This window comes from Martinezella sp. CNPSo 3959, assembly GCF_057784355.1.
The window spans coordinates 55,419-73,276 of the sequence record NZ_JBXSOV010000016.1 but is presented as its reverse complement, the minus strand read 5'-3'; the positions used below and the strand labels follow the sequence as shown (position 1 = coordinate 73,276).

The 17,858-nt window shown below is 59.0% G+C and carries 15 protein-coding genes; 10 read left to right on the top strand and 5 right to left on the bottom strand.

Annotation, left to right across the window (positions count from 1 at the left end; all coding sequences use genetic code 11):
• The first annotated feature begins 21 nt into the window (after window positions 1-21).
• The 8 genes from AC13RE_RS25115 to AC13RE_RS25080 all read left to right on the top strand — a co-directional run bounded on the left by AC13RE_RS25115 (window position 22) and on the right by AC13RE_RS25080 (window position 8,828).
• Window positions 22-1,017, top strand: a complete 996-nt coding sequence (locus AC13RE_RS25115) for an MDR family oxidoreductase (RefSeq protein WP_488564933.1) — start codon at window positions 22-24, stop codon at window positions 1,015-1,017.
• A gap of 582 nt (window positions 1,018-1,599) precedes the next feature.
• Entirely contained in the window at window positions 1,600-3,192 is a 1,593-nt protein-coding gene (locus AC13RE_RS25110) for an ABC transporter substrate-binding protein (RefSeq protein WP_488564984.1), read from the top strand.
• An 87-nt stretch (window positions 3,193-3,279) separates the two neighbouring features.
• Window positions 3,280-4,233 (top strand): ABC transporter permease, encoded by a 954-nt coding sequence (locus AC13RE_RS25105; protein ID WP_488564932.1) that lies wholly within the window; start codon window positions 3,280-3,282, stop codon window positions 4,231-4,233.
• 2 nt (window positions 4,234-4,235) lie between these two features.
• The gene (locus AC13RE_RS25100) at window positions 4,236-5,126 is read left to right on the top strand and encodes an ABC transporter permease (RefSeq protein WP_488564931.1); all 891 of its coding nucleotides are present in this window, start codon (window positions 4,236-4,238) and stop codon (window positions 5,124-5,126) included.
• On the top strand, window positions 5,123-6,184 hold the full coding sequence (locus AC13RE_RS25095) for an ABC transporter ATP-binding protein (protein ID WP_488564930.1): 1,062 nt from the start codon (window positions 5,123-5,125) through the stop codon (window positions 6,182-6,184). Before AC13RE_RS25100 ends, AC13RE_RS25095 begins: the two co-directional genes overlap by 4 nt.
• A gap of 1 nt (window position 6,185) precedes the next feature.
• Window positions 6,186-7,151, top strand: coding sequence for an ABC transporter ATP-binding protein (locus AC13RE_RS25090; RefSeq protein WP_488564929.1), 966 nt, complete (start codon window positions 6,186-6,188; stop codon window positions 7,149-7,151).
• 64 nt (window positions 7,152-7,215) lie between these two features.
• Complete coding sequence (locus tag AC13RE_RS25085) at window positions 7,216-7,896, top strand: aspartate/glutamate racemase family protein (protein WP_488564928.1); 681 nt, start codon at window positions 7,216-7,218, stop codon at window positions 7,894-7,896.
• Window positions 7,897-7,988: 92 nt separating this feature from the next.
• The gene (locus tag AC13RE_RS25080) at window positions 7,989-8,828 is read left to right on the top strand and encodes a MurR/RpiR family transcriptional regulator (protein ID WP_488564927.1); all 840 of its coding nucleotides are present in this window, start codon (window positions 7,989-7,991) and stop codon (window positions 8,826-8,828) included.
• A gap of 181 nt (window positions 8,829-9,009) precedes the next feature.
• Here AC13RE_RS25080 and AC13RE_RS25075 read toward each other — a convergent pair whose 3' ends face one another.
• The 5 genes from AC13RE_RS25075 to AC13RE_RS25055 form a co-directional block, all read right to left on the bottom strand.
• Entirely contained in the window at window positions 9,010-9,558 is a 549-nt protein-coding gene (locus AC13RE_RS25075; protein WP_488564926.1) for a cytochrome c, read from the bottom strand.
• Between the two features lie 227 nt (window positions 9,559-9,785).
• Window positions 9,786-11,360 (bottom strand): carbohydrate-binding domain-containing protein, encoded by a 1,575-nt coding sequence (locus AC13RE_RS25070; protein ID WP_488564925.1) that lies wholly within the window; start codon window positions 11,358-11,360, stop codon window positions 9,786-9,788.
• Window positions 11,361-11,547: 187 nt separating this feature from the next.
• On the bottom strand, window positions 11,548-12,840 hold the full coding sequence (locus tag AC13RE_RS25065; protein ID WP_132718770.1) for a calcium-binding protein: 1,293 nt from the start codon (window positions 12,838-12,840) through the stop codon (window positions 11,548-11,550).
• Window positions 12,841-12,994: 154 nt separating this feature from the next.
• A complete protein-coding gene (locus AC13RE_RS25060) occupies window positions 12,995-14,305 on the bottom strand; it encodes an HlyD family type I secretion periplasmic adaptor subunit (protein ID WP_488564924.1) in 1,311 nt (436 codons plus the stop codon).
• Window positions 14,302-16,050, bottom strand: a complete 1,749-nt coding sequence (locus AC13RE_RS25055; protein ID WP_488564923.1) for a type I secretion system permease/ATPase — start codon at window positions 16,048-16,050, stop codon at window positions 14,302-14,304. Before AC13RE_RS25055 ends, AC13RE_RS25060 begins: the two co-directional genes overlap by 4 nt.
• A gap of 196 nt (window positions 16,051-16,246) precedes the next feature.
• Between AC13RE_RS25055 and AC13RE_RS25050 the strand changes: the two genes are divergently transcribed.
• Window positions 16,247-16,414: a hypothetical protein gene (locus tag AC13RE_RS25050; protein WP_488564922.1), complete on the top strand. Its 168-nt coding sequence runs from the start codon at window positions 16,247-16,249 to the stop codon at window positions 16,412-16,414.
• A gap of 231 nt (window positions 16,415-16,645) precedes the next feature.
• Window positions 16,646-17,599 carry a sulfonate ABC transporter substrate-binding protein gene (locus AC13RE_RS25045; RefSeq protein ID WP_488564983.1) on the top strand — a complete coding sequence of 318 codons (954 nt, stop codon included), beginning with the start codon at window positions 16,646-16,648 and terminating at the stop codon, window positions 17,597-17,599.
• Window positions 17,600-17,858: the final 259 nt, after the last annotated feature.

Sequence of the window (17,858 nt, the reverse complement as noted above, 5' to 3'; positions counted from 1 at the left end):
CAAGTGTAAAAAGGGGGACGCATGTCCGATACATTCCAGGCAATGGTCATCGACATGGCCGATGGCAAGCCGCAGGCAGGCTTCCGCCAGCTTTCACTCTCCGATCTGCCGGATCATGATGTTCTCGTCGAGGTTCATTATTCGACCGTCAATTACAAGGATGGCCTTGCCCTAACCGGCAAGGGACGGATAGCCCGGCGTACTCCCATGGTCGGAGGTATCGACCTTGCCGGAATCGTGGTTGAATCCCGATCGGACAAATGGGCGCCCGGCGACAAGGTCATCGTCAACGGCTGGGGCCTGTCCGAAACAGAATGGGGCGGATATTCGCGATTTCAGCGCCTGAAAGCGGAATGGCTGATCGCACTGCCCGAAACCTTCAGCCTTTCGCAGGCAATGGCAATCGGAACGGCCGGCTACACGGCGGCGCTTTGTGTCAATGCACTTGAGGATTGGGGCACGATCGCCAACGATGATCGCGAAATTCTCGTGACCGGTGCGGCGGGCGGTGTCGGCTCGGTGGCGATCAGCCTGCTTGCAGACAAGGGTTACAAAGTAACCGCATCGACCGGCCGGCCGGAAACGCGGGACTATCTCGGATCGCTCGGCGCGAGCGCTTTCGTTGACCGGGCATCGCTTTCAGAAAAGGGCGGCCCTCTACAAAAGGAGCGCTGGGCCGGCGTGGTTGATTCCGTCGGCTCGACGACGCTCGCAAACGCACTTTCGCAGACCGTCTATGGCGGGGCGGTTGCCGCCTGCGGCCTTGCGGCAGGCGCGGACCTGCCGGCAACGGTTCTCCCGCATATCCTGCGCGGCGTGGCACTGCTTGGTATTGATTCCGTTATGGCACCGATGCCCAAACGGATCCGCGCATGGCAGACCCTGGCCGAACACCTGAAAACAGAAAGGATCGGGACATTGGCGAAGATCGAGCCCTTCTCCCAGCTTCCGAGCCTCGCTCAGGATATCGTCGAGGGCAAAATCAGGGGGCGTGTCGTGGTGGAGATCGCACCGTAAGGCTGCTCCGGCCCGCGATCTGCCCTACCGTAAATCGCCATTGCCAGATGTCATGCCGAGAATGAGCACCGTTGCGATCGGCTCTCATCCTCGGAGCAATCGCCGCATATCGGGTAGCTGGTGCCTCGAAGCACGTGCTATGGACAGCTCATGGCAGGGGCATCACACCCGACCATCCTCACCCCAAGGCACAAGAGCAACTGGAGGATAGGGATGAGAAAAGGTCCTGCCCCTAGTGATTTCAGCAAGCTCGTACTCCGCAAAGTCGCCTGGTGTCCACTGCAAGGCTATTGCGGCCGACACCATGCAGGATGATCGGCGTTACAATTTTCATCAGATCGCGTTGCCACGCCTCGGAAATCCGCAAGTCCGCCGGCAATCTTCCGGCGCACTTTGGCGATTTTCTTCTATCCTTATGATATTTAAATGAAACTATAATTTCACATTAAATGGCATGAAATCTGCTTCTCTTTTCCTGACTGGGCAAAAGCTCGGCAGCAATTCATAAAGGAGGGAAACAGCATGACCAGAACATCATTGAATACCCAACATGACACCGGCCTGACTGCGACCCTTCAGACGATGGCGGCGGCCGGCTTCGCGGCCATCGTCCTGACGGCGGCGGCCGCCAATCCGGCGCTTGCGGCGGGGACGCTGCGCATCGGCATGACGGCTTCCGACATTCCGCTCACCACCGGCCAGACCGACCAGGGCGGCGAAGGTCAGCGCTTCATGGGCTACACGGTCTACAATTCGCTAATCGAATGGGACCTGTCGAGCGCCGACAAGCCCTCGGCTCTCATCCCGAGCCTCGCCACGTCCTGGCAGGTGGATGCGACCGACAAAACTAAGTGGACCTTTAAGCTGCGGGATGGCGTCAAGTTCCATGACGGCAGCGTGTTCAATGCCGATGCCGTCGTTTGGAACCTCGACAAGCTTTTGAAGCCCGACGCGCCGCAGTTCGACAAGCGCCAGTCGGCGCAGGGCAAGTCGCGTATTCCTGGCGTTGCGTCCTACAAGGCGATCGATCCTCTGACAGTGGAGATCACCACCAATGGACCCGATGCAACACTTCCCTACCAGCTGAGCTGGATCCTCATGTCCTCGCCGGCAAACTGGGAGAAGCAGGGCAAGAACTGGGATACCGTTGCCCAGAAGCCCTCCGGTACCGGTCCGTGGAAACTCGAAAGCGGCTTTACCCCACGCGAGCGCGCCGAACTGACCCCGAACAAGGAGTATTGGGACAAGGCGCGCATCCCGAAGCTCGATAAACTGGTGCTGATCCCGCTGCCAGAGCCGAACACCCGCGTCGCCGCCCTGCGCTCGGGCCAAGTAGACTGGATCGAGGCCCCGGCGCCGGATTCGGTGAAATCGCTGAAGGACGCCGGCTTCAAGGTCATCACCAATTCCTACCCACATAACTGGACCTGGCATCTATCGCGCATCGAAGGTTCGCCGTGGAACGACATCCGCATTCGCAAGGCCGCCAATCTCGCGGTCGACCGCACCGGCCTCAACGAACTGCTCGGCGGCCTATCGGTGCCGGCCCAAGGCTACATGCCGCCCGGCCACCAGTGGTTCGGCAAGCCGACCTTCAAGCTTGATTACAATGTCGAGGAAGCCAAGAAGCTGATGAAAGAAGCTGGCTACACGCCGGAAAAGCCGCTGACGACTAAGGTCATCATCTCATCGTCTGGTTCCGGCCAAATGTTGCCGCTGCAGATGAACGAATACATCCAGCAGACGCTCGCCGAAGTCGGCATCAAGGTCGAATACGAGGTGATGGACTGGAACACGGTAATCAACGTCTGGCGCGCCGGTGCCAAGGACGCGAGCGCCAAGGGCGCCACGGCAATCAACTACAGTTACTTTATCCAGGATCCGTTCACGGCGATGATCCGTCAGTCGCAGTGCAACCTCGCTCCGCCGACCGGCACCAACTGGGGTTATTATTGCGACAAGGAGATGGACGCGTTGTTCGATAAGGTGCGCAACACTTTCGACGCCAAGGAACAGGACAAGGTGATGCAGCAGATTCACGAGAAATATGTGAACGATGCGCTGTTCTTGATGGTGACGCATGATGTCAACCCGCGTGCCATGACGGCCAAGGTCAAGGGCTTCGTGCAGGCGCAGAATTGGTTCCAGGATTTCTCACCGATCTCGATAGAATGATTTCGAGCATGCGGTGCGCTGCCATTTGCACCACGGCGGCGCACCACCTTTCATGATGCCCGATCAACTCTTTCCGGCGAGGACACCATGCTGCTCTATGCCCTGAAACGATTGCTCCACGTCATCCCTGTCACGATCGGCGTCAGCATGGTCTGTTTCATGCTCATCCATATCGCGCCGGGCGATCCGCTCGCCGCCATCCTGCCCTCGGACGCTTCCGCCGACATGCAGGCGCGGATGCGTGCCTTCTACGGCCTCGATCAGCCCCTACCCGTGCAATACGCGCTGTGGGCCTGGCATGCACTGCAGGGCGATCTTGGCACTTCGATCGCCACGGGCCGTCCGGTGCTCGGCGAGATCCTCGATGCCTCGGTCAACTCGATCATCCTGGCGGTCGCCGCGGCCTTCATCGGTTTTGTGACCGGCTTGACGCTCGGCTTCCTCGCCGGCGTTTTTCGCGGCGGCTGGATCGACCGGCTGGCCTCGGCGGTGTCAATGCTCGGCGTCAGCGTGCCGCATTACTGGCTGGGCATGGTGCTGGTGATCGCCTTCTCCGTCACGCTCGGCTGGCTACCGGCAATGGGAGGCGGGCCGGAAGGGTCATCGGGCCGCAGCCTGAGCTGGGCCTATCTGCAGTTCCTCATCCTGCCGGCAGTGACCATGTCGGTCATCCCGATGGGAATCATCGCCCGTACCATCCGCTCGCTGGTGGCCGACATCCTTTCCCAGGATTTCACTCAGGCACTCGCGGCCAAGGGACTGATGACGCGGCAAATCCTGCGGCACGTGGTGCGCAACGCGGCGCCTACCGCGCTTTCGGTCATGGGCCTGCAGCTCGGCTATCTCCTGGGCGGCTCGATCCTGATCGAGACCGTCTTCTCTTGGCCGGGCACCGGTTTCCTGCTGAACGGAGCGATCTTCACCCGCGATCTGCCAATCCTGCAGGGCACGATCCTGGTGCTGGCAATGTTCTTCGTTTTCCTCAATCTGGTGGTCGACGTGCTGCAGAGCGTGATCGATCCGCGCATCCAGAGGAACTGACCATGGCCGTCGTCACCGCAGACATTTCGGGTCCCACACCTGACATCGCCAGGTCCCCGGGCTTCTGGAGCGGCGTAGTGCGCCGCCTCTGTCATGATCCCGTCGCGATCACGGCGCTGGCGATCCTCATCATCCTCGTGCTGATCGCGATCCTGGCACCCTATATCGTGCCCTACGACCCGTCGAAGGGCAGCGTCATTCGCCGCCTGAAGCCAATTGGCACAGAAGGTTATATCCTCGGCACGGACGAACTCGGCCGCGACATGCTGTCCCGGCTGATCTACGGCGCCCGGCTGTCGCTGATCATGGGTGTCGTGCCGGTGCCAATCGCCTTCGTGATCGGCTCGGCGATCGGTATCATCGCCGGTTACGCCGGCGGTCTCGTCAACACGCTGATCATGCGCACCATCGACGTGTTCTATGCCTTCCCTTCCGTACTTCTGGCGGTCGCGCTCTCCGGTGCGCTCGGATCAGGGCTCACCAACGCGCTCGTCTCGTTGACCGTTGTGTTCATCCCACAGATCGCCCGCGTCGCTGAAAGCGTCACGACACAAGTGCGCAAGCTCGATTACGTCGATGCAGCCCGTGCCTCCGGCGCCCCGCCGGCCACAATCATCCGGGTGCATATCCTCGGCAACGTGCTCGGGCCGATCTTCGTTTTTGCGACCAGCCTGATCTCGGTGTCGATGATCCTCGCCTCCGGCCTCTCCTTCCTCGGGCTCGGCGTGCGCCCACCGGATGCCGAATGGGGGCTGATGCTCAATACGCTGAGAACGGCGATCTACAACAACCCGTTCGTGGCCGCCCTTCCCGGCGTGATGATCTTCATCACCTCGATCTGCTTCAATCTTTTCTCAGACGGGCTGCGCTCAGCCATGGACGTGAAATCATGATCAGCATCGTAGAAAAACCGGCCTACGACCTGCCCGTCGGCGAACGCGGCGGCCCAGCCCAGCCGCTGATTTCCGCCCGCGGCCTGCTCAAGCATTTTCCGGTGAAGGGAAGCGGCTTCCTGAGGCCCAAAAAGGCCGTCCGCGCCGTCGACGGTGTCGATTTCGACATCCTCAAGGGCGAAACACTCGGCATCGTCGGCGAAAGCGGCTGCGGCAAGTCGACTACGGCGCGCCTGCTCATGCAGCTCATCGTGCCGGACCAGGGCGAAGTCCTGTTCGACGGCGAAAAGGTCGGCGAGGCGCTGTCGCTCGCAGATTACCGCCGCCAGGTGCAGATGGTTTTCCAGGACAGTTACGCTTCGCTCAATCCGCGTCTGACGATCGAGGAATCCATAGCCTTTGCCCCGCGCGTCCACGGCGTACCTACGGCGAAGGCGATCGCGAGGGTCCATGACCTGCTCTTCCGAGTCGGGCTGGAACCATCCCGATTTGCCGGCCGCTATCCGCACGAACTGTCCGGCGGCCAGCGGCAGCGTGTCAACATCGCTCGCGCCTTGGCGCTCGAGCCACGCCTCGTCATCCTCGACGAGGCAGTCTCGGCGCTCGACAAATCCGTCGAGGCGCAGGTGCTGAACCTGCTGCTCGACCTGAAGCGAGATTTCGGCCTGACCTACCTGTTCATCTCCCACGACTTGAACGTCGTGCGCTTCATGTGCGACCGGGTGATGGTCATGTATCTCGGCAAGGTGGCCGAAGTTGGCAGCCGCGAGGCGATCTTCGACAATACCCGGCATCCCTATTCGTCGGCGCTGCTTGCTTCGATGCCGAAGATGGACCCGTCCGCGCGGACCATGGAGCCGCCGCTTTCCGGCGACCCGCCCAACCCGATCGATCCGCCGTCCGGCTGCCGTTTCCACACACGCTGTTCGTTTGCCGAAAACGTGTGCAGCGAAAAACTACCGCCGCTCACCGACGTGTCCGCAAGCCAGGCGGCCGCCTGCCTGATGTCGATACCGGGATCCGGCCACAGCCACGCGCCGGCCCCGATGGAGGCCTGAGATGCATAACGATGCGATGATCAACATCAACAACCTTTCCGTCACCTTCAACCGCGGCCGTAAGCCCGTGAAGGCCGTCACCGGCGTCAGCCTGTCGGTCCGGCCCGGCGAGGTGGTGGCGCTGCTTGGCGAATCGGGCTCCGGCAAGAGCGTCACCATGCGCTCGCTGCTGCGCCTGCATCCGAAAGGCACCAAAATCGAAGGCTCGATGTCCGTCGCGGGGCAGGATGTGATGGGGCTTTCCTCGCGCGACCTTTCGGGGCTGCGCGGCGCGGTCGTCTCGATGGTCTTCCAGGAGCCGCGGCTGGCGCTCGACCCGGTCTATACGCTCGGCCGGCAGATCGAAGAGACGATCATGCGGCACGAACGCATTTCGCGGTCGGAAGCGGCGGCGCGGGCGCTTGCGCTTTTCCAGAAGGTGAGGATTCCCTCCCCCGAGCGCCGGCTGCAGAACTATCCGCATGAAATGTCGGGCGGCATGCTGCAGCGATCGATGATCGCCATGGCGCTTGCCTGCAATCCGAAGGTCCTGCTCGCCGATGAGCCGACGACGGCACTCGACGCCACCGTGCAGATCCAGATCCTGCTCTTGATCCGCGAGCTTCAGAAGGAATACGGCCTCGCGGTCATCTTCGTGACCCACGATATCGGCGTCGCCGCCGAAGTCGCGGACCGGATCGCCGTCATGTATGCCGGGCGGATCGTTGAAGAAGGCAAGGTGGGGGACATCATCCGCGACCCGCGGCACCCCTACACGCGAGGACTACTCGGCGCCCGCGTCGAGCTCGCCAATGGCCGTGACCGGCTGATCACCATTCCCGGCGCGCCCCCGGATCTCGCCAACATGCCGGCCGGCTGCGCATTCGCGCCGCGCTGCCCCCAAGTCTCCGATCTCTGCCGAACCGAAATACCTGCGCTTGTGGCAGCCGATGAAACCTCGAAGGTCGCCTGTGTGCAATATGCCTGAAGAGGACTAGGATGATGAAAAACAGACAGAGGGAGGCGGCCGGCGATAACATACCGGTCTCGACATGAAGCACATCACCCTGATTAACCCCAACACGTCGCGGAAGACCACTGCGATGATGACGGAGATCGCCCGAAAATATCTCCCCGAGGAATTCACCATTGAGGGCGTCACCGCCGCCCGGGGCGTGCCGATGATCCTCGACGCTGCTGCGCTTTCGGCAGCAGCGGAGGGCGTTGTAGACATGGGGGTCGCCGCGGCCAGTCGCTCGGACGGGCTGATCGTCAGCGCCTTCGGAGACCCGGGGCTCGAGCGGCTAAGGGAGGTCTCCGGCATTGCGGCCGTCGGCATCTGCGAGGCGAGCATGCTGGAAGCTTCCGCCGGCGGACGGCGTTTCGGCATCGCGACAGTAACGCCCAACCTTGTCGGGAGCTTCGCATCAAAGGCCGATGCGCTGGGTATCTCCCCGCTCTTCACGGGCACGCGGCTGACGAGCGGCGACCCGGTCGCCCTCGCCTCCGATCTCGAACGCCTGCATGCGGCACTCGCGGTCGCCGTGCGCGAATGTTTCGAAAAGGATGGGGCGGAAGCCGTCATCATCGGCGGCGGGCCGCTCGGACAGGCGGCCGACGACCTGCAGCGGCAGATGCCTGCGCCGGTGATCGCGCCGATCCGCTCCGCCGTCGAACTTCTCCTGTCCCGTATCGCCGGGCTACGGACGGCAAATGCGGGGCCACGGCGATGAGCGCATCGCGCCGTCACCGGGATGCTTTTTCTGTTGCAAGCCAGAGAACTCCACGCAAAATTCCGTCCCCTGATGTCTTGGAGGAGTTTCCGGTGCCGAAGGATAGATCGTTCCTGTATCGCGTGAGGCAGGCCTTGCCCGATCTGCATCCTGCTGAAAAGCGGCTCGGCGAATTCGTTTGCGACTTTCCGGGCGAACTCGCCAGCTATTCGGCGCAGGAACTTGCGGCCCTTGCACATGTCTCCAAGGCGACCGTCACCCGCTTCATCCAGCACCTCGGCTACCAAACCTATGAAGAAGCGCGCCGCCACGCGCGCGCGGAAAAGCAGACGGGATCGCGGCTGTTCCTGACGGCGGCGGCCGATGCGTCGGCGGCACAGTCGATGCAGGCGCATGTCGCGCAAGGCATCGCCAATCTGGAAGCGACGTTTCTCTCCATTTCCGATGGCCGGATCAGAGCCGTGACCGACGCCATGATGGCGGCCCGCAAGGTCTGGGTGCTCGGCTTCCGAAGCAGCCATCCTTTCGCCTCCTACCTGCAATGGCAGTTGACGCAGGTGATCGAGGAAATTGTCGCGATCCCCGGCACGGGGCAGACTTTGGGCGAACATCTCGTCAGCCTGCGGGAGGAAGATGTGGTGGTCTTCTTCGCCATGCGCCGTCGGATCGCCCAGATCGACACCATTCTCGCACAGATCCGCATGTCGAAGGCGAAGCTTCTTTACATCACCGACGAGGGCGCCGCGTTCGAAACCGGCGCGACCTGGCATTTCCAGTGCCAGACGCTCGCCCCCGGCCCGCTCTTCAATCACACCGCGGTCATGGCGCTATGCCACCTGCTGATCACCCGCTGCCTCGAAAAAGCCGGCGTGGAAGGGCGCAAGCGGCTACGCAACATCGAGGCGCTCAATGAAAGCCTAGAAGAACTCTGATGAAGCTCTTGAGCGGATTCGAACCCGCGGCCCGGTTGTCACAAAAGTTATTTGTCTGAAATTCCTCAGTAACGAACATTGACTTTGTCCGCAGGAAGTACCGATTTGAGGCCGTGCGCGGTCTGACCGCCTCGCGAACGCAAGATACGAAAGCTGCCGCAGGTTGCGGAAGTCCGATGTCTTACCGGCTCGTCCTGAACCTTGCGTGGCAAGTCGTGCAGGTCTGCATCATCAAGTGGAAGATGTGCTCGGCAGGAATGGATGCCAGTTGTGCCTTGCTCTGGACGTGAGTCCCGAACGGGCCTCCGCCCATCGCCTCGCCGGGCTTCATCCGCATGCTCTCTGTCATCGCTCCGGGGTTCTCGACAGCAGCCGCCTCTAGCGCCCGCGCATAATCGCGCAGATCGTTCGCCAAAGCGCCGAAGCGTTCGCGTTCGGCGCCGATCTCGGAGCTCGCCTTCGAGCCCGGATCATCCAATCCTTGAGCGAAATGACCAGCCAGCACCGTACCGGATTTGGCGCTGATCGCAGCGGCAGCCTTCTCGAATTCCATCGACGAATAGCTGCCGGGGTCGCGGAACATCTCCGCCATGGTTTTCGCAGCGGTTGCCATGGCCTTCATGTCGGCCTGTCGGAGCGCGACGAGGTCTTGCGCTGCAAAAGCGAGGGAGGCGAGCACGGCGGCGAGAGCCACCAGACTGAAGAGCGGCACCATTTTGGAAACGACCATGGAAACCCCGCACGTTCGATGGATTCAATAGAGGCTTTAGCGAAGCCATCACCGCCGTCTGTCTGACGTCCATCCTCTCGGTTGCGAAGCGGGCAAAAAGAGGGCGCCGAGCACCCTTCATCCTAGGCTGTCATTTGACGGGAACTTTCTGCGCAGCGGCGGCAGCCGCCACGCAGTCCTGCATGGCACCAATGATCTGAATGCACCAACAGTGATCACCACGGGCTTCAGACATCGAAGAAGTTGAAGTGGAACGCGCTGACACCCATCAAAGCATGTTGCGCGCCGGAGACATCCGCGCCGTTGTAGGTAGCACCATCCAAATACAGATTTCGGTCGGTGGTGGGTGTCCCGCCCCACGCGTCGTTCAGGAACGTCACGCTCGCATCATGGACACCTTTGTCCCAATCACCCTGCACCACCAAGTGATCTGACTGGCCAGAGCCGTGAGGAGAGTGCGCCGTTTGTATATCACCGATTTGTATTCCGTCGACGGTAACCCTGTACTGGGCGTCGCCAAGATAGGCATCCTCGCTGATCGACAAAACGAGTTTGTCCGCTCCGGTACCGATCGTGGTTCCGCCGCTCGCTGGCGGAGGAACGGTTACGGGAGGCGTCGGGGTGGTAGCAGGAGGGTCAGAATATATATTGAAGTGGAATGCACTGACACCCATCAAAGCATGTTGCGCGCCGGAGACATCCGCGCCGTTGTAGGTAGCACCATCCAAATACAGATTTCGGTCGGTGGTGGGTGTCCCGCCCCACGCGTCGTTCAGGAACGTCACGCTCGCATCATGGACACCTTGGCCCCAATCACCCTGCACCACCAAGTGATCTGACTGGCCAGAGCCATGAGGAGAGTGCGCCGTTTGTATATCACCGATTTGTATTCCGTCGACGGTAACCCTGTACTGGGCGTCGCCAAGATAGGCATCCTCACTGATCAACAAAACGAGTTTGTCGGCTCCGGTACCGATAGTAGTTCCGTCGCCCACTGGCGGAGGAACGGTTACCGGAGGCGTCGGAGTGGTAGCGGGAAGGTGAGAATACACGCGGATATAATCGATCTGTTCTGAAATCGGCGCTTTGGTAATATCTGCATTGTTATTGGGATCGTCCTGCGTGGCCAGATCGGCCAAGAGATACATTGGCCCATGCATATCACTCGGCGTCGCCTTCGTTCCCATAAGCTGGCCATCGACGTAGAAGCCTAGGGTATCGGCATTCCAATCCAATCCATATGTATGAAAACCGGTTGGCTGAGCGAGCTCGCTATAGACCTGCAAATTTTGTTGCCAGTTAAGATTCGCCGCGGCATCGGTCGTATGAATGCCGCTATATATGCCCTTCTCGAAACTTCCATAGTTTTCGACGACGTCAAGTTCCTGCCAGTGCCCGGCGTTATTTGGATCGGCTATCATATTGTCCGGCAGAAGCCAGAACGCGGCCCATGCTCCCGGAAGGTTCGAGAAATCAGCCCGCATCTCGAAGTAGCCATATGTTTGCGAAAAATGCCCCTGCGTCGTGATCAGACCGGATTCCCAGCTGCCGGGGAAGCCGGACGCGGTGTGGTCGGGCACGGCCGTAATCGTCAACACACCGTCGCTCACTTTGAAGGGATCGTAACCCGACGAAGGGTCAACGAATGAAGAACGACCAAAGCCGATATCGGAATTGGCGTCGTAGCGCCATTGCGGACGGATATCGGCCCAAGTCGTGCCGTTACCTGTCTGAGAAATGCTGCGCGTGTTGAACTCGTCGTCAAACGTCAGTTGGTATTGGGTAAGATCGATCGTAGACATCTCTACCTCCACGACAAATTGGTCCGCTCCGGTTTTCGCCATTGCGTGGACCGCCAACATGCAATGCCAACAAAATGCAAAATACGCGACAATACAGGGGGTACTATATCCCGCTGTCCGATGGCACCCTCGTCAAATTGACGCTGCTGCCTCTCGGCTCATCCCCAAAGGGCCTTAACTCCGCTGCTTATGCGAACAGAAAGTCATGCGCCAGCAGCGCATGCTGACTGTGCACGACCACACCACCCGTACCGAATGCAATCGTGGTGTCGTGCGTAACTGGATCGAACGCTGAGATAATATTGAGCTGGCTGAAGTCTTTGATTCCCAATGCCGAAACGTCAATGTGATCGACTCCCCAATTCGATCCTGGGCCGCAAGCGCCCTGACCAAAATCCTCGATTTTGTCACTGCCGTTACTGGGCTTGAATACAAACGTGTCATTTCCACCTTCGGCGTGGCCGATCATTACCTGTGCATCACCCCACATGTCCTCGTTGCCGTTGCCGCTGATCAGGGTATCGTTGCCGCCGTGGGAATTACCGGACATCTTTTGGGCGTCGCCAATCAGGGTAATAGGCCCATCCGTGTGACGAACCGCAGAGACGTTCAGTACGTCGTCGCCTCCATACGCATTGCCTGACATTGTTTGCGCATCACCTACGATCATGTCATTTGCGTTTTGTTGCGCCCTGACGATCAGGCTGTCATTACCACCATGGGCATTGCCCGACATGCTATTGGCGTCGCCATAAGCCAGGACTGCCCCGACGGACGCAACGTTCATGGTATCGTTGCCGCCAATGGCGTGATCGCGGAGATCACCACCTGCATCGCCGTAAAACGTTACGCTGTCTTCAAGGCCTGTATTAAGAACATCATTACCACCATGCGCATGGCCGGACATGTTCTTGCCCGCATCGCCGTAGAATGTAACGAAGCCCTCGGAGCTACTGTCTGTGACTGTGTCGTTGCCACCGACGGCATGATCCTTCATATTGCCGCCAGCGTCGCCATAGATTGTGAAAGTGCTCTGAAACGCAGAAAGCTGAAACGTATCGTTGCCTCCCGCTGCGTGCCCTGACATATCCTTTCCGGCGTCACCATACATGGCAACCGTGATGTTGGTTGGGCCTGGAGCTACGCTGAAAACGTCGTTGCCGCCTTTCGCGCTGTCAGAGAGGCTTCCTCCCGCGTCCCCATACAAATTGGTAGTCGTACTGCTTGATCCGGTTATTTGGACGAACAGAAAATCATCGCCACCGATCGCGTGATCAGCGATATTTCTGACGGCATCGCCATAAAAGCTGCCCGAGCCATGTATGGTCAGATTATCGTTGCCGCCCGTGGAGTGATCCAACAGACTGCCTCCGGCATCCCCATAAAGGATGTTCGTCGAATCCGGCGCTATCAATATATCGTCCGAGCCGATTTGATGGTCGGTTAAATTCGCTGTTGTTATAGGAACTACCTTAATCATCTCGGCCCCTCCAAGCTTAAATGAAATTTAAGCTTGCGACCGAACCCCCCTAAAATCAAGGGTCAAATCAAGCCTGCTTCCTATCCCATTGATCCTGCAGACTAGCTTTTTTCCAGCTGCAGCGAATTGACGGCAGCGATGTAGCGGCGGGGCGCTATTCCTCGCGAAAAGCGCGAGCCATCTGATCGGCCATCGGCTTTGTCAAATAGGTCAGTACCGTTCTATCACCGGTCTGCAAGAAGGCCTCGACCGGCATGCCGGAGACGGGAGTGAGCTTTCCGAGCCGACCCCACTCCTCCTTCGATATGCGAGCGCGAAGGACGTAATAACTTGCATTGGAATGCTGGTCAGTGGTCGGCTCGGCGGAAATCTTAGTGATTTGCGCGTTCAGTTGAGGCGTATCCCGCTGACTGAACGCTGAAAACCTGAGCATGACCGGCTGCCCGATGGTGACCTGGTCGATATCCTGCGGCGAAAGTTTAAGCTCGGCGACAAGTGCGTCCCGATCCGGCACGATCTGCATAATGGTTTCTCCGGGCGATATGACGGCACCCGCCGCATGCACGCTCAGATGGTCGATGATGCCGGCTTGCGGCGCTCTTATGTCGATCCGCTTCAAATCATCCTTTGCGGCCACCAGTCGCTCCATGAATTGCCCGGTGTCGCTCTGTGCCTGACGCAGTTGCTCCGACACCTCGGCGCTGTGATCGTCGTCAACTTGCGTGATTTGCAGCTCGGTCTCGGTCATCTTGCCTTTCGCCTGTGCGACGCTCGAAACGAGATTACCGAGTTCTCCGGTCAGGCTGGCACTCTCGCGTTGCAGCGCATAGACCTTCGCCGCAGGGATGATGCCCTTATCGAACAGCCGCTGAAGGCTGGAAAGCTCCTTGGCGATCAGATCGATCTCCCTGCGCTTGCCATTCTCTTGCGCGACCAAACCGTCCACCTCCTGGCTCAGCTGCTGGATACGCTCGCTCAGCTGTGATTTGCGGCTTTGCCTGGATGCCAATCGGTCTTCGAACAGGCGCGTCTCGCCGGCGATCGTGCGCGAGACCTCGTCTTCGTCGGCCCGCGAAAGCAGTTCCGCCGAAAAGGCGATCGCTGGCGCGCCGTCACGTTCGGCTACCAGCCGCGCGGTCCTCGCGGACAGTTCATCCAATCGTTTTCGTATGATCGCGAGATTGGCGTTCGTTTGCGTATCGTCGAGATGGATCAAAAGCTGGCCAGCATCGACACGATCACCGTTCTTGACTTGAATGTCGCCGACAACTCCCCCTTTGAGATGCTGAACTGATTTTACATAGCTGTCGACCGCAAGCGTTCCGGGGGCAATGACCGCACCCGATATCTCCGTGGTCGCAGCAAGGCCACCGATCACGCCGACGAGCAGGACGATCGTCCCTAACGCCGCAACGGAAAGCCGGCGTATCGAACGCTCGCTGGGTGACGGCTTTTCTGTGCTCATGATCCGGCGTCCTCGCCGGCGACCATCAGGCGGACCGCACTCTGTTTGATCGGTTGCTTCACCGGCTTTCCGAGGACCATGTCCTTAGGTCCAAACGCCTGCAGCCGTCCCGCGGCAATGACCATCAACATGTCGGCCGCCACCAAAGCGCTCGGCCGGTGGGCGATGACCATTGCGATGCCGCCCCGCGCACCAACGCCGAGGAGAGCTTGGGTCAGAGCCGCATCGCCTTCTGCATCGAGATTGGAATTGGGTTCATCCAGCACCACCAAAAACGGATCGCCATAGAGCGCTCGCGCAAGCGCAATGCGCTGCCGCTGCCCAGCGGAAAGCCGGGAGCCGCCCTCCCCGATCATCGTATCGAAGCCCTGCGGCAACTCCACGATCATGTCATAGACGCCGGCAGACTTTGCAGCAGCGACAACCAATTTCGATGAAGGCTGCTTTTCAAAGCGGGCGATGTTCTCGGCAATCGAACCATCGAAGAGGCTGACATCCTGTGGAAGATAGCCGATGTGGCGCCCAAGTTCCGAGGGATCCCATTGGGCGAGAGCGGCATGGTCAAGGCGTACCGAGCCGATCGTCGTCGGCCAGAGGCCGGTGACCGCGCGCGCAAGCGACGACTTTCCCGAGGCACTGGGGCCAATGACACCCAATATGGTCCCGGCCGATATATCAAACGAGATGTTACGAAGGATGAGTTCACGGCTTCCCGGAGAGGCGAGGCTCAAACCGTCCACCGTCAATTTTGATCTGGGTGCCGGCAAGCTGATGCTCCGCTCTCCGGCAGGCAGGATTTCAAGCAGTTTGACAAGGCGCAACCAGCTTTGCCGGGCGGCAACGAAGGCCTTCCATTGGCCGATAGCAAGCTCCACCGGTGCGAGCGCCCGGCTGACCAGGATCGAGCTTGCGATCATGATGCCACCCGTCGCTTCTTGCCGGATGACGAGAACTGCGCCGACGGCAAGCACGGCAGACTGAAGCATCATGCGAAGGATGCGGGAGGTGGTCGTCAGGATTCCAGTTACGTTGGCGGCGGCAAGTTGATTTTCGAGATAGGCGCCGTTCAGATCGGCCCATCGCTCCGCCATCCGACCGACAAAACCCATTGCGACAACTGCTTCCCAGTTTCGTCGTGCACCTTCAGCAAAGGCAAGGCGCGCTGCCGACTGTTTGGCCGCCTCGGCTGCCGGACGTTGCGACAATATCTCGGCAAGAACGGTCAGAACGATGAGGACGATGGCACCGCAGGTCGCGGTCAGCCCGATCCAGAAGTGGAAAAGAAAGCACAATCCGAGATAAAGCGGTATCCATGGCAGGTCGAACAGGGCGATCGGACCAGTACTGGAGAGAAAAGACCGAACTCTGTCCAGATCGCGAACCGACTGCATTCCATCGCCTGTCGGTGGCATTACTTGTGGCTGAAGCACCAGCGATGCAAAGACCTTGTCGTTCATCCGCTCGTCCAGCGCTACGCCAACGTGCGCCAGGAGCATCGAACGCAACAGCTCAAGAGCGCCGTGAAACACGAAAAGGGTTGCAGCCATGATCGCAATACCGACCAGTGTCGAAAGGCTGTGACCGGGAATGACCCGGTCGTAGACCTGAAGCATAAAAAAGGAACCTGTCAGGGCCAGTACGCTGATCACAGCACTCGTAATCGCGATGCTGAAGAACGCCTTTCGAAGGGACGTCAGCACCGCCATCAGAAATGTTCGAGGCAATTTTTTCGACGGAAGAGCCATGTAGCTTCAGTCCTTCATTTATCGCCGCCCGAGGATAAATATCGAAATTGATTATTATTACGAAACTACATGTATATCTATTCACAAATACAGCAAAATATCCAATTCTTATTTGTATACACAACTTTTAAGTCGATCCGAAGTGTAACACAACTCCGTACATCTCCCCACTTCTACGGGAGGAGACACTTTTGAGATGAAAAGCGGCGGCCACTCTGGTGCACAAGTCTATCAAGCAGTGGCTGACATGGTGATGCTCCGCTGCAGGCAAGCGCGTTCGGAAATGATCTACGCTTTTGAAGCGATCAGAACCCGCGACCCTGATATTACAAAAGTATTCCACCTCGGATTTTCCATTGCATAAATCGGCTTGACCTCGATGGAATGACTGATTTCGAGACCGACGCCACACTACCGGCAGCGATCCAAAAGGGCCTCTGCGGTGATCGTCGAACACGTCATGAGACACAGTTCTTTGCCTGAAATCCGACAGAATAAAAAAGTGATTCCCGGAGAAGCCCGCTTCGCAGGATGTACATTCTAGAAAAAATATAAGGATACTTTAGTCTGGCTAGAGCTTGTTTCGGAGGGCATGATGAAGATCACAAGGCGGGCTTTCACCGCGGTCGTAGCTGGTGCTATCGCAGCGCCGCTAACGAATATTCGAATTGCAAGGGCGGCCGACAAGGTCGTGCGCATCGGGTACCAGAAATATGGAACGCTGGTGCTCCTCAAGGGCAAGGGAACCCTGGAAAAGAAACTCGAAGCAATCAACTATCGGGTTGAATGGGCCGAGTTTCCTGGCGGTCCCCAGCTTCTGGAGGCGCTGAACGCTGGTGCTGTCGATTTCGGATCGACCGGAGAAACTCCGCCAATTTTCGCTCAGGCCGCGAACGCTCCCCTTGTCTACATTGCACATGAGCCGCCAGCCCCGCGCGGCGAAGCCATTCTTGTCCCGAAAGATAGCTCTATAAAAACCGTTGCAGATTTGAAGGGGAAAAAAATCGCCTTCAACAAGGGCTCGAACGTTCATTATCTGCTCGTGAAGGCCCTTGAGGAAGCTGGCTTGACCTATGCGGACGTCGAGCCATCCTTTCTCGCGCCAGCCGACGGCCGTGCAGCCTTCGAAAGGGGCGCAGTCGATGCATGGGTCATCTGGGATCCCTTTCAAGCGGCGGCAGAAGTGGCGCTTGAAGCGCGAGAGCTTAGAAACGGTGAGGGCATCGTTCCCAACCATCAGTTCTACCTCGGCACCAACGCACTGGTCGACAATCACGGCGAAGCCGTTGATGTCCTGATCGAGGCTATTTCCGAAATTGACGCATGGACCAAGTCCGACACCGCGGCGGCGGCCGCGGAACTATCGCCGTCGGTCGGCATCCCGGAACCTATCCTTGTCAAGGCGCTAGAGCGTCAATCCTATGGCATCAGCAGTCTCGATGGCTCCGTGGTGGCACAACAGCAAGCCATCGCCGACGCCTTTTTCGAGCTCAAGCTCATCCCTAAGAAGGTGACGGTCGCAGACGCTGTGCGCAAGAACAAGGCATAGCTCTGCTTTCAAGGCCTCCGATAATGGTTCAAGCGAGGAGATCGGTGTTGCCTCGTTTGACGTCCAAACAGGGCACCCTTTCTATACGGCTGGCATTGTTTGATCCGCAAATCAGAAACCCTCTATAATTAAGTATAGAGTTTAGCTGCGTTTGACGCTGCACCTGCAGTCCATCTAAGGCCCTTATATAGTCAAGCGACGTTCTGATCAGCGGCTGCCGTCAATGTCTGCAGTATGGACAGTATAAGTTGTCATGCTC